This is a genomic window from Oleiphilus sp. HI0123 (assembly GCF_001635315.1).
Window position 1 is genome coordinate 1 of the sequence record NZ_LWGE01000639.1, and the last position, 13,516, is coordinate 13,516.

Here is a 13,516-nt window from a genome sequence, read left to right on the forward strand (position 1 = left end):
TCACTGAATCGTCTGACCTGGAGACGACTCTGGCAGCCATTGCTGAAGACCCGGAGCTAGACCTTTTACTACTTGATCTGCATATGCCCGGCAGCCAAGACCTATTTGGCTTGGTGACAGTACGTGAGAAATTTCCTTCAATTCCGGTTGCTGTCGTGTCTGCTCGTGAAGATGCCGAGACGATAAGTCGCTCAATTGGTCATGGTGCAAGCGCTTATATTCCTAAATCAGCGTCGCCAAAAACTATCTATGAAGCATTGCAGTGCGTGACTGAGGGTGAGAAGTGGGTGCCTGAAGAAGTGCGCAGCCGCCTAAGGCGAATCGATGAAGAAGAGATGGACCTGGCTACCAAGATTGCTTCATTGACCCCTCAACAGTACAAAGTACTTTGCTTCCTGAGGGAAGGCTGGCTGAACAAGCAAATTGGATATGAAATAGGTGTGACTGAAGCAACTGTGAAGGCGCACATTACGGCGATATTTAAAAAATTAGGCGTGAGTAACCGTACACAAGCAGTCATTGTCTTGAGCAAGTTGTCTTTGGATGAGGCGTCTGAGTAAGGTTTGAGGTTATCCCAGTCTTACCCGATACACTTCTGACAATGAGGTTTGCTGTTGTCGGGCAATATGCAGTGCATGATCAGTAAGAGGCGTCATGCCATTTTCGATTGCGGCTTTTTCGATATCTGTCGCACTTACTTTTGGCTTGATCATGTCTCGAATATCGGGTGATAGTGTCAACAGTTCATATACTGCAACACGGCCTTTATGGCCTGTCATATGGCAGTTATCACAACCAGCGCCCTGATAGAATACTTCATCCTCACTCAGACCCAAAGCTTTCCGTACAATAGGGGATACCTGCTCTTCTTCCAGGCAGTGAGGACAATTCCGTTTAACAAGTCTTTGAGCCAGTACCGCTAGTAGCGTTGCATTTAGGAGATAGGCTTGTACGCCGATTTCAAGTAGACGGGTAATGGTCGAAGCGGCACTGTTGGTATGTAAGGTTGATAACACCAAATGCCCTGTAAGTGAGCTTTCTACTGCCATTTTAGCTGTTTCTTCATCTCGTATTTCACCGATCATAATGGCGTCTGGGTCGTGGCGAAGAATATTTTTGAGTGCACGTGCAAAGCTATAATCTATGGCATTGTTGACCTGGATTTGCAGAATATCATCGATATGGAATTCAACCGGATCTTCAACGGTGATGATATTGATTTCACGTTGTTTGATGGATTCGAGTGCCGCATAAAGTGTGGTGCTTTTTCCGGAGCCAGTAGGGCCGGTCACTAAAATCAGGCCACTGCTTTTGTTAACGAGTTGGGTAAACAGTTCCGAGTCTTTTTCATTGAATCCTATGGCATCGATATTATTGATACTGGTCGAAGTATCGAGGAGACGGATTACTACGCTTTCTCCATGAATAGTCGGCATGATCGATACGCGCAAATCAATCGATTTATCTTTGCTAGTGATTTTGGTCCGACCATCTTGAGGCAAACGATGCTCAGCGATATTCATTCCTGAGATAATCTTGATACGGGCAACAGCGGCAGGCAACATTTTAATATCAAAGTTGCGTATTTTTAGCAGACTGCCATCAATACGGTAGAGAATATCAACGCTTTTTTCTTTGGGCCTGATATGTATGTCTGATGCTCTGCGGGTTACCGCATCGGCGATCAAATTATGTATTAGCTTAACGGTTGGTTTATCTGATGCGAGCTTTATAGCTTGTTGAGCTTCCCAGCTATTGCTCAAGCTGGTGCTGGGCATATCCTTTAGAACATCATCAATATCGGTTGAGCCATAATATTGAGAAATTGCGTACTCTATATCACTTGCGGTACTCAATACCGGCTCGATGACTTGTTCAGATAAAAAATGCAGTAGGTTGATGGTTTCGTTATCAGACGGGTCTTCCATCGCCACGACTAAGCGATCTTTGTGAGCCATGAGGGGAATAACAGCATGTGCTCTGGCAAACTCGGCAGGAACTAGTTGCAACGCATGTTCATCAACGTCAAACCCGGCGAGCTGAATAAAAGGTATCTCCAGACAGCAGGAAAGTGCATTGCGAACCTGGTGGTCGCTAGCGTAGCCCAAGCGCTGCAATATATGCCCTAGCATTTCTTTCTTGCCCTCAGCAATTTGTTTATGCAGGGCGGTGCTTAACTGTTTTGACGTGATAATGCCGGTTTGCAGTAATATCTGCCCAAGATGCTGGTGTTGATAGCTTTTACTTTTTTCAAGTGACTCTACAAGCTGTTCACGATTTGCAATCAAGAAATAGGCTCCAAAACTAATTATATCCTTATTAGTTTAGTAGAAGATCGCCGCAAATGTGTATTCAAAGCACTTTGGCTTGAGCCGAGTCACTTTAGTGTTCATTTTCCAGCGCGGCTATCATTGCACAGAAGTAGCCATCATCTTTTAGTTGTGAATGGTCTTCTGTATTAGCTGAAATGACACTTGTCATATTATTTATCTGATCAAGTGGGCTTAAGGAAGCATGTTTAGCAATTGAAAGATCATCTGCTAGGTTCAACCAGTATATTTGTTCCAATGAAACAGAGTCACTTTCGTTCCACTCAACATAGTTAGCATAGTGGTCGAGTGAGATCTGCCTACCTAGGGTATCGAAGTTCATCAGGCTGTTTGCTTCGTTCATCGAATTCGCGATAAAGTCTGGAGCAATGCTGGATATCGACTTAAACTCGTTCAGTGCCTGTTGATTTACCGGTAAGCGGGCAATAAGGTCTTGTTCATACACCACTCTATGCACTCGGTTAGCGAGAAGAACTTGAGCTTTTTCAACCCACTTAGGGCTACCAACTTTGGGCGAGCCTGACAGGTAGACCTGATCAACGTGAATACCTTCTTGCTCGAAGCCTGCTGCACTTAGTTGCGCCAGTGCGCCGGCTAAGCTATGGCCAAATACCCATAGTTTGTTGCTTTGACCCTTTCGTGCTCTAACGCTTGCCAATAGCGATGCCCACTCTGAGCTTAATACTTGAGAGAAGCCGTGATGCGTTTTTTCACCTAGTGTAAAGCTATGTTCAAAATCGTCTGAAGTCCCATCGGAATTGTAAAGCCACTCCTTGTTACTATCCGTGTATCTATAGGTAATGAGCATTGTATCTTTATAATCAGCAAGCAATATACGCAGGTTGGTCTCTGGGTTGTCGATGATCTCTAAGTTGCGTAGCTGCCATTGTTGTTCAAACTCTTCAGCGGAAATAGAATTCTCTCCTAGCGTCGTAAGTGAAATCCAGGAGAGACTTAGAGCGTTGGCGAAATCGAAATGAGCTTTTTGGGTATCCAGGTATATTTCGGGAGGGACTTGTGTGCAATTGGCGGAGTCGAGTTGTTCAATAAAGGCTGAACGGGAAATATCCGCATAGGCTGAAAAAGATAAAGCCAAGCTGAAGGGTAGAATAATGGGCAAAGAAAGTAGCAACGACAAGATACTAAACTTCTTCATAGAGCTCCTGGAATTGAAACGGTTGTTTGAATGAGCGCGTATAATAGGCGAGCTAGTTATAATCTCAAGGAATTAGGCTCAGCTATTGCAATTGTTCACTAATTACACAAAGCTGTTACATCCTTCGTTATTTCCCAATATCCCTGCTATCCCACCAACGCTGGTCTACACTAAATAAAAACAATAATCAGTGGAGTAGTTGTGTGAGCAGCCCGATTTCAGATTTAAGCCCAAAAGCGCAAGCTATTGCGAAATATATTGATAATCTAAGCGATAACAAAATCGAAGTGCCGATGCTGCCGGATGTGGCAAACCAGGTTTTAGCTTTATCGAATGATCCAGATTCTGATGCCGCACAGTTGGCCAAACTCATACAAAGTGACCAGGCCTTGGCTGGCCATGTGATGCGCATTGCTAATTCAGCCGCATATACACCCAACGCCTCAATGGTTTCTCTGCAACAAGCTGTGGCAAGGCTCGGTCTGTCTCTGATTACAGAAATTGCTTTGGCAGCTTCTCTTAATACGAAAATATTTAAAGCGCCCACATACGAAAACCGTATTAATGAAATATGGGACCATGCTTTATGTACAGCCTTTTGGGGAAAAGAGGTTGCGCGAGTTGCCAAGAAAAATGTCGAAGCCGCCTTTCTATGCGGTTTGCTTCATAGCATTGGCAAACCGGTTATCCTTCAGACCATCTTTGACTACTCGGAATGGCATGACGTATCTATTTCATTAGATGAAGTAGGGGTAATCGAATCTGCTTATCATGTGAAATATGGCGAAGTCGTGGTCAGAAAATGGAAAATGCCCGCAATCGTTCAGGAATCTGTTCATTACTATGCTGACTATCAAAATGCCCAAAGCAATCGTGACCAAGCGATGGTGACTAATGGTGCTGCTAAGTTAGCTCAAGCAATGTTATCGGGTGAAGAAGCTGCGATAGATACAGCTTTGCAAGATACCGTATTTGCAGATCTGAATTTATATGAAGATGAATTGGAGCTTTTGAAGGAAAGACACGACATCGTGAAGAGTGGTCTGGAGGCAATTCGTTCATGAGACAAGTTGATGTAGTGATTATTGGTAGTGGTCCTGCAGGGCAAAAAGCAGCGGTACAGGCAGCCAAAGGTGGTAAGAGTGTCGCTCTTATAGAGCGGGATCAATGGTTGGGTGGTGCATGTGTACACAGAGGAACGATCCCCAGCAAGACGCTTCGTGAGAACGCCTTACGTGTTAAAAAGATGCGAGAGAATGCGGCCTTATGTCAGTTTGAATTAGCTGAAGATACCGAGATGTCGACACTGATCGACCGCTTGAATCGGGTATTGAAAGCGCACGACGGTTTTATGGTAAATCAGATTGAACGCAATAATATCGAACGTATTCACGGCCGGGCCAAGTTTGTATCGCCGAATGTTATCGAGGTAACAAAAGTGCGCGGCGAAGCTGAACAAATTGAAGCCAGTAGCTTTGTTATTGCTTCCGGCTCGATCCCTCGTAAGCCAGATAATATCCCTGTCGATCATGAAAATATTTTTGATTCTGACTCAATCCTAACAATGTTGTATTTGCCAAAGAGCCTCACTGTTCTCGGTGGTGGTGTTATCGCTAGTGAATATGCCTCTATCTTCCAGGCGCTTGGCGTTAAGGTAACAATGATTGACCGGTATCCTTTGCCTTTGGGCTTTATGGATGGTGACTTAACCTCCAAGTTTGTCGACTCATTTCAGGAAATGGGTGGCACATGGTTAGGTGAGAAGAACGTTGAAACTGTTGAGTGGGATGGCTTATCTGAAGTCATCACGCGATGCGATGACGGGACTATTGTTAGATCTGCGAAGCTTCTTTGTGCCGCTGGCCGCGTAGCAAATGTGAAGGACCTGCAGATTGCCAATGCTGGTTTGGAGTTAAATGAGTTTGGCAATATATCGGTTGATGATATGTTGCAAACCCAAGTCCCGCATATTTATGCGGCAGGCGATGTCATTGGCCCGCCATCATTGGCCTCGGCGTCAATGGAGCAGGGACGACGAGCGAGTTGTAATGCTTTAGGAATTGAAGTGGGTCCAATGAGTAAGATGATCCCCTCGGGTATCTATGGAATTCCTGAACTCTCGGCTGTTGGGATGACTGAGCAGCAAGCTAAGAAAGAGCATGGTGACGGTATTGTGATTGGTAAAGCCAATTTTGAAGAGATCTCTCGTGGTCAGATTAATGGAATACGTGATGGTATGCTGAAGATCATATGTGACCCTCAGGGCGAAAAGATTCTCGGTGTTCAGATCGTTGGCGAAGGTGCAACCGAGCTTATTCACATTGGTCAGATGGCAATGCTTTCAAATGCTGATGTCGATATCTTTGTCGAGAGCATATTTAACTTCCCGACACTAGCCGAAGCATACCGAGTTGCAGCCTTAGCAGTGATAGGCAAGCGCTCACAGCACAGTGATAAGTATTAGGACGTGAGCACAATGTTTGAAAGGAAGTTACCCGTCTTCAATTGAGTTGTTTTAGAGCAGGTAAGGAAAGTGTCACATGTACAAGTTTCGAGATCAGCTTCTACTTACTCTATTAGTTGTCGGCTTATTGCCTTCGCTGGTGATATCCTTTCAAACCTACCTTCACAGCAAGGCACAAGTTACTGAGTCTACCGTAGAAATTGCGCAGAAGAGCTTAATGCTCGTTGCTAATGGTCTTCAGTTTGAGTTTGACCATGGTGAGTCATTGGTGCAGGAATACGCTCGTTCTGCAGAGCTTTCTGGCCTTTAGTTCGAAACCTTCATGCCTTATCTAAAGCGTGAATTGACCTTCCTGAAACCTAAGTTTGAGAAGTTCATTATTGGTTTACCCAACGGACATTTCTATAACACTTCTGGTGCGAATCTGCTACAAGGAGGGATTCGAACCTTTGATGATAAATAACCAGACTCGAAGCCTAAAAATATTCGCTCTCGCGACTATTGGCAGGTGAGTATTCACCCTGAAGATCCTGATTCGCCTGAAGCCTATATTTCTAACTCGATGATCTCCTTTACGACGGGGGTTAAGCAGATTGTTATTGCGGCTCCTATTCAGGATAAAGGTAAGATAGTAAGGGGGATGTTGGGGCTGAGTATTCCCTGGGAATATATCCATGATCGGGTTCAAACCTTGGTTAAAGAAAGTTTTTCTGGTGTCCAGGGAAGTGCCAAGGTGATGCTGGTTGCGAATGACGGAACTTACTGGTATCACTGGGACGAAAATAAGATCATTCAACTATTACGTGATGATCAAGGCGACTTTGTCTTAAATGAGCAGGGTGAAAAGGCCGTCAGTAAGTACTCTATCCTAAATGAACATAACCCTAAATTAAACGCTCTTGGTAACGAGATGATCACGGGGAATGCCGGAATGAGGGCGCTTGATCTAGGAGGGGAGGCTCACCAGCCTATTCCTGGTAGTCGATATAGCATCGGTGTCGCGCTTGAAGACCACTTGATGTTAGCGCCTGTTAGAAAAACCTTAGAGAACACTTTCGTTATTTTGTTTTCGGCATTTATTCTAATTATTGCCGCCGGATTTTTCTTGGTAAAGTATTTTTCCCAGCCTGTTGCTCAGCTTCTCGACAAGATCTCCCGTTTGGCTGCTGGTGAGTCAGTCGATAGAAGCATTGTTACTAATACAGAAGAGCTCCAGGTTTTATCGAAAGCAATTTTTTCTCTTTACGATACCGTCGATACGCAGCGGAAGAAAATACGCGATAGCAAAGAGCTATTTTCACTTATTGTGCAGGGCTCGAATGACGGTATTTGGGATTGGGATATATTGGCTAATTCTCTGTATCTATCGCCTCGTTGGAAGGCGATTATTGGCTATCAGGATGATGAGCTTGAAAATGATACGAAGGCCTTTCAGAAACACGTTCACCCTGAAGATCGTCATCAAATAAATACGCTCTTTTCTGACCTTATCAAGGGAAAGGCTGACACCAGTCAGTGCCGTTTCCGAATGCTGAAAAAAGATGGCTCGTTGGTCACAATTTTGTCACGCAGTATGGCTGTTCGCGATGACAAGAAAAGAACCCTGAGAATTATTGGATCGAATACAGATATTTCTGATGTGGTCGCAAGAGAACAAGAGGTGATTGAACTTAATAAAGGCCTGGAGGGTAAGGTTTTACAGAGAACTGAAGATTTGGAAAGTGCGCTTAAAGAAGCTGAACAGGCAAACATGGCGAAGACTACATTCCTTTCCAATATGTCTCATGAAGTACGGACGCCTATGAATGGAATTATTGGCCTGACTTCACTGTGCCTCGAAACTGATTTAGATGACAAGCAGAGAGACTACTTGGAAAAAGTCATGCGATCTTCAGAAATGCTACTGAAGATTCTCAATGAAATTCTCGACTTCAATAGGATCGAATCGAATATGATTGAGTTGGAGGAAGTAGAGCTTGAATTGAGTGAGCTGGCTAGAAATATTGAGTCTCTAATGTTACCTGCTGCTGATCAGCAAGGAATCGCCTTTAAGGTAGTCTTGGATGAGGCTTTACCCGTTTATGTTAGAACGGATGAGCTTCGTTTATCGCAAGTCTTATTGAATCTATGCGGCAACGCAGTCAAGTTTACCGAAGAGGGTGAGGTGACTTTAGCGCTTAGCTGTGATGCTAAATTGGATGAAAGTGAAGGTCGGTGCGGTGTTCGGTTTTCGGTGAGTGATACCGGCATTGGTATTCACGATACGAAAGACTTGTTTATGCCTTTCAAGCAGGAAGATGCCTCTACGACCCGGAAATATGGCGGGACAGGTCTGGGGTTATCTATCAGCAAGAGATTGGTGGATTTGCTGGGAGGAGAGTTAAAGGTCGAAAGCCAAGTGGGCAGTGGCTCTACTTTTGAATTTACCTTGGATCTTCCTGTTGTTAAGGAAGCAAAGCTTGAGGTGAAAACAGTACTCGGCAAAGAGACAGAAAGATTGTTGAGAAAAGTTAAGGCGCCTGCTGATGTATGCGTGCTTTTGGTTGAAGATAATAAAATTAACCAAATGATCGCTGAAGAAATTCTTAAGAAAGCGGGTTATCAGGTTGAGATAGCGGATAATGGTGAAGAAGCTGTTGCCAGTGTTGAGGCGAAAGATATCGACTTGATCTTAATGGATATTCAAATGCCTATTATGGATGGCGAGCAAGCCTGTCAGATTATTCGGGAACAATTACGAAGGCAAGATTTACCCATTATTGCTCTTACAGCAAATGTTCTTCCTGAACAAACCGAACAGTATTTGAATCAAGGTTTTACTTCCTTTGTTGGTAAACCTTTTGATAATGCGGTCTTGCTTGAGACAATATCTAAATACACGGTTTAAGCAAGGCTGTTGGCAGCTGCCCTTAGCTTTGATCGCGTGATCGTTCCTCATTCCATTAGATTAAACTATTGAACGCTTCGAACTAAACGAATTGGCCAAGCCTGCTCTCTGGTGATGGTACCTGTTGCGCCATGTTTGAAGTCCACGAACCATGTGGCCGTATCATTGTTGTAGTCAGGTGACGCACTCCAGAGAAACTTGTTGGCAGTATTGGGGAAAACCGTCGCATTAATACTTGGCTCAACGCATTGGTCTTCTAGCAGAGAGGCTAACTCTGCCTGGTTGGGAAGGCGCCAATCGGCGTAGCCTGCAAAACCTCCTGTCGCGTTTATATTACGAGGGATCTGAAGAGCTCCTGACCAGTTCTGCTCGTTGAGAATGCCGGTATTACACTGAGTGCCACTTAAACCTTCCAAGCATTGTTTCCACATTAGTGCCGTGCTGGTATCGGTAATGGTGCCGTCTCCGTGAATAACAAATTGTGTTGCAGGCGTCGTTTCGGCAATGGTATCGCTACTACATTCCTGTGCCAGGACAGGAAGTGAAAGCAAAGAGTGTGTTAGAAGCCCTAAGCAAATATATTTATTCATAACCACCTCTTACTAGTCGTACCTGGTTTACATTGCGTTTATCGAGGCTATAAGAGTTACCATGAGAAAAATTTACTCCCCAGGCACTGCTTGTACCGAGTGCAAAAGGGCTAGATGTCCAGGTTAAGGCTGCATTGGAAGGGAAGTAATCAGTATCGAGCATGGGTTTAGCATTACCGTAATCAACGATACTGAGCAGCTCTTTGCGATTAGGTAGTCGCCAGTCGGCATAGCCACACCAGCCGGCTTCATTCATACGGTTAACAAAGGCTTCGGTGTTGCAGTAGCTAGCCGGTTCGTCTTCGTTATAGGCAAAACATTGCTCTCCTCTGCTATCTGCAAAACCTTCCGAACCACCGTTTGAGCTTGCGTCAGTATTGTACCAACTGTAACGATCATCGGCGTCATTTAAACCTTCGTCTCCTGGTGTTTCGTTGCCTTCACTTTTTACTTCCCACATTAAGCCTGTGACAGAGTCTTGAACGCAGCTCCATTCAGCATCTGAACTATCCGTTTCAACGCCATCCTCATCGAACTTTAAAAAGCTGAAGCCTGCACGACCATCGCTATCATCGTTATGTGTTAGCTCCCGACCTAAGGAACAATCCTGTTGGTCGATGGCTTCCCCGGAACAGTCTAGGTTATTGCCGCTAGGGTAGCTTGCTCCCCAGGTAATACCGGTTCCATTTACGCGAATATTAGTCGCCGGTATTGGGCCGACCACGACATTAACCAGGTCCGGTTCTGAATCGAGTTGGCCATCGTTAACCACTAATGAAAATACCAATCTTCCATCAGTGTGAGCTTCAAATACCGGGTTAGCATCTGTCTCATCACTTAAGCTTACTTCAGGGCCGCTTATTTGAAGCCAGCTATAACTTAAGGGGTCGTCTTCAGGGTCGAGGCTTCGGCTGCCCTTTAGTGCCACAATAGAGAGACTGCCAACATATCGGTCGACACCGGCGTTGGCGATAGGAGGATTGTTTGCAGGCATCACTGAAATATTCGTGAATGAGATTTCCGAAGATAGTTCACCGTCATTGACAATAAGTGAAAACTGCAATTCTCCACCCTCCGTTGGCGCCACGAAGCTGGGTGAGACCAAGGTGTTATCATTCAGTTCAACGTCTGGCCCTGCAGTTTGTGACCACTCGTAAGTGAGCGTGTCATTTTCGGGGTCGTTGCTTTGGCTTCCATCCAGTGTTACAGAATCTCCGCCTTCAGTGCTTTGAGATAGGCCCGCATTGGCGAAAGGTGCCGAATTGGCATTGCTGACACTGATTACCACTTCGTCAGCCGCAGAATTTGCTTCGCCATCACTGACTACCAATGAGAAAGTCAGGATAAGGGTGCTAGTCGAATCAGTTTCAGGTGCCTGGAATTGTGGTTGTAGTTCTGACACCGAGCTTAGAATGACGCTTGGGCCACCTGTCTGACGCCAGGCGTAACTTAAACTCAGGTGCTCACTATGAGTACTTTCACTGGCATCTAGTGAAACCAATGTATTGCTTCTGACTGTTTGGTCAGCGCCTGCGTGAGCGACCAATGCAGTGCTGATAGCTTGAACAGAAATAATAATGCTATCGCTTACAGAGTTTAACTCGCCGTCATTGACGGTTAGGCTAAGCTCAATTTCGCCACCATTTTCCGGTGCTATGAATGAAGCTTGAGCTTGCTCTGAATCTAGAACTGTAACCACAGGGCCGGAAACCTGTTGCCAGGTATAGCTCAGGCTGCTTCCTTCCGGGTCGGTGCTATTTGCGCCGCTAACGACGACAATGTCATTCCCGTTTGCTTGTTGGTCAGGGCCCGCATCGGCCATAGGGGGTTGATTAGTATTGATTGCAGTGACTGTAATACTCACCTCATCAGTTTCGGAGCTTTCAAGACCATCGTTAACATGCAAGGAAAAGACGTAGTTAGCGTCAATATTGGGTGCAACAAAGCTGGGAAAAGCGATGCTTGTATCATTGAGTGTTATGCTTGGGCCGCTAACTTGAGTCCATAAATAACTTAGCGTGTCGCCATCAGAATCAAGACTTTGAGAACTGTCCAGCGTGACCAAGCTGTTCCCGTTAGCGTTTTGGTCATCACCTGCATGGGCGATAGGCTGTGTATTTGAGGTCTGTGGGTCAGAACCGTTGTCAGGGTCAGAACCGTTGTCAGGGTCAGAACCGTTGTCAGGGTCAGAGTCGCTGTCAGGATCAGAACCGTTGTCAGGGTCAGAGCCGCTGTCAGGATCAGAACCGCTGTCAGGGTCAGAGCCGCTGTCAGGGTCAGAGCCGCTGTCAGGGTCAGAGCCGGTGTCAGGGTCAGAACTGCTATCAGGATTAGAGTGGGTGTTGTTGTCAGCTTGTTCTAGTACAGTTACCGTGACGGTATCAGGGACAGATGAGTTGATCCCGTCGCTAATGTGTAACTGGTAGCGCAGGGTTGTACTTCCGTCAGGGGCAATAAAGCTCGGTGAGTCATCTTCGTCTGAGCTGAGTTCCACGAAGGGACCGTCAACCTGAATCCACTTGTAGTTTATATCGTCTTCGTCTGGGTCATGGCTGGCAGAACCGTCTAAGGTCACTAATTGTTTTTCGGTGACCGTCATGTCTTCACCTGCATTGGCTACAGGTTGATGATTTTGGGGCGAAGATTTGCCAGACGAGCCTCCATTACAGGCACTGAGTAATAGAACTAGCGGCACTATCCAGCATCGTTGTAGAAAAATTTTCATGGCAGCTATACTAAAGTGTCAAAGGTATATTCAAAGCGCTGTCTAAGGTTTTAGCGCGATTACCAGCTAGGGAAGCATTAAATGGGCCAAAATTTATGGTGTCTTCTATAATCTATTGAATAGCAATGATTATTGGTCTCTCAGACTCTGATAGTATGGTTTTTGGGATACCGTACAGACTTCTTTTTGCCGACGTAGCGGCAAATGTTTTCACTTATCTAAGGCTAACTAAATGGAACAGCACTTACTGGCGAACCTAGAGTTATTTATCGCTTGTTTATCCTTTATTGTTATAGGTGGTCTGGCTTATTTTCGAAAGCTATACCTTGGAAAGCTAAGTGATGAACAGAGCAGATACTCAGCTCTAGAAAGTGATAAGGCTCTTTTGCTGGAACGTTTAGAGGCTCAAGGTGAACAGTGTTTAAACTTACATGACGAGCTTCAGTCGTCCAGGCTTCAGGTGGTTGACTTGAATCGAAATAATGCCCGTCTAGAGGCGGTTATTGAAGAGCGTGATCGCGCAATGATTCAACAGAGAGAGCAATTTGAGTCTCAGAAAAAATCACTTCAGTCAGAGTTTGAGAATTTGGCGAACCGCATCTTTGACGAAAAGGGAAAACGCATTACCAAGGATAACCAGTTGTCTATCGAAGGCGTGCTAAAACCTTTTAGAGAACAAATTACCGAGTTCCGTCATCGGGTAGACGGTATCCAGAAGGAAAATCATGAATCGGCTGGTAGTCTAAAGAAGGAGTTGGAGATTCTGCGAAACCTTAATGCGCAGATGTCTCAGGATGCCCAGAACCTGACGACTGCACTCAAAGGCGATAAGAAAACCTTGGGTAATTGGGGCGAGGTGCAACTAGAAAGAAGTTTACAGGTCGCCGGATTAGTAAAAGATCAGCATTATCGGACGCAGGTTCACCTTAAAGATGACAAAGGGCGAGCGTATTTTTTAGATTTTTTAATAGACCTGCCAGACAATCAGCATTTGATTATCGATAGTAAGGCCTCATTGGTGGCGTATGAATCTGCTATTTCGGCTGAAACAGAAGCTCAACGCGAATTAGCGATGAATAATTATATTCAAGCATTGAGAGTGCATGTTAAAGAGCTATCAGAGAAAAACTACAGTCGTCTTAAAGGAATTAACTGCCCAAGTTTTGTCTTGATGTTCTTGCCATTGGAGGCCGCATATATAGAAGGGCTTAAGCATAGTCCTGAGCTTTATGAAGAAGCTTATCGCGAAAATATTATTCTAGTTTCCCATACAACGCTTTTACCGATACTAAAAACCGTTTCAAATATCTGGCGTCTTCAGAACAGCCAAAATGATGCATTGGCCTTAAGTGAAAAAGCGGGTG

11 protein-coding genes are annotated in these 13,516 nt (G+C 45.1%); 7 read left to right on the top strand and 4 right to left on the bottom strand.

The window, feature by feature from the left end; genetic code table 11:
• Positions 1-560, top strand: a 560-nt coding sequence (locus A3761_RS05780; RefSeq protein ID WP_068749971.1) for a response regulator transcription factor, incomplete at its 5' end; no start/stop codon positions are given.
• 9 nt (positions 561-569) lie between these two features.
• On the opposite strand, the gene A3761_RS05785 is transcribed toward A3761_RS05780, so the two are convergent.
• Positions 570-2,288 (bottom strand): GspE/PulE family protein, encoded by a 1,719-nt coding sequence (locus A3761_RS05785; protein ID WP_082865379.1) that lies wholly within the window; start codon positions 2,286-2,288, stop codon positions 570-572.
• A gap of 94 nt (positions 2,289-2,382) precedes the next feature.
• On the bottom strand, positions 2,383-3,486 hold the full coding sequence (locus tag A3761_RS05790; RefSeq protein WP_068511852.1) for a lipase family protein: 1,104 nt from the start codon (positions 3,484-3,486) through the stop codon (positions 2,383-2,385).
• 203 nt (positions 3,487-3,689) lie between these two features.
• Between A3761_RS05790 and A3761_RS05795 the strand changes: the two genes are divergently transcribed.
• From A3761_RS05795 to A3761_RS05810, 5 genes are all read left to right on the top strand, one after another.
• On the top strand, positions 3,690-4,550 hold the full coding sequence (locus tag A3761_RS05795) for an HDOD domain-containing protein (protein ID WP_068553621.1): 861 nt from the start codon (positions 3,690-3,692) through the stop codon (positions 4,548-4,550).
• On the top strand, positions 4,547-5,950 hold the full coding sequence (gene sthA / locus A3761_RS05800) for a Si-specific NAD(P)(+) transhydrogenase (RefSeq protein ID WP_068511859.1): 1,404 nt from the start codon (positions 4,547-4,549) through the stop codon (positions 5,948-5,950). The genes A3761_RS05795 and sthA overlap by 4 nt, the downstream gene beginning before the upstream one ends.
• Before the next feature lie 76 nt (positions 5,951-6,026).
• A complete protein-coding gene (locus A3761_RS05805) occupies positions 6,027-6,260 on the top strand; it encodes a hypothetical protein (RefSeq protein ID WP_068511862.1) in 234 nt (77 codons plus the stop codon).
• A 12-nt stretch (positions 6,261-6,272) separates the two neighbouring features.
• On the top strand, positions 6,273-6,413 hold the full coding sequence (locus A3761_RS26130; protein ID WP_156490449.1) for a hypothetical protein: 141 nt from the start codon (positions 6,273-6,275) through the stop codon (positions 6,411-6,413).
• A 45-nt stretch (positions 6,414-6,458) separates the two neighbouring features.
• A complete protein-coding gene (locus tag A3761_RS05810) occupies positions 6,459-8,837 on the top strand; it encodes an ATP-binding protein (protein ID WP_068553622.1) in 2,379 nt (792 codons plus the stop codon).
• A 65-nt stretch (positions 8,838-8,902) separates the two neighbouring features.
• On the opposite strand, the gene A3761_RS05815 is transcribed toward A3761_RS05810, so the two are convergent.
• Together A3761_RS05815 and A3761_RS05820 are read right to left on the bottom strand one after the other, a co-directional pair.
• Positions 8,903-9,427: a DUF1566 domain-containing protein gene (locus tag A3761_RS05815; RefSeq protein WP_068511867.1), complete on the bottom strand. Its 525-nt coding sequence runs from the start codon at positions 9,425-9,427 to the stop codon at positions 8,903-8,905.
• On the bottom strand, positions 9,420-12,152 hold the full coding sequence (locus A3761_RS05820; RefSeq protein ID WP_082865241.1) for a DUF1566 domain-containing protein: 2,733 nt from the start codon (positions 12,150-12,152) through the stop codon (positions 9,420-9,422). Before A3761_RS05820 ends, A3761_RS05815 begins: the two co-directional genes overlap by 8 nt.
• Before the next feature lie 232 nt (positions 12,153-12,384).
• Between A3761_RS05820 and A3761_RS05825 the strand changes: the two genes are divergently transcribed.
• On the top strand, positions 12,385-13,516 hold a 1,132-nt coding region (locus tag A3761_RS05825), incomplete at its 3' end, for a DNA recombination protein RmuC (protein WP_156491645.1).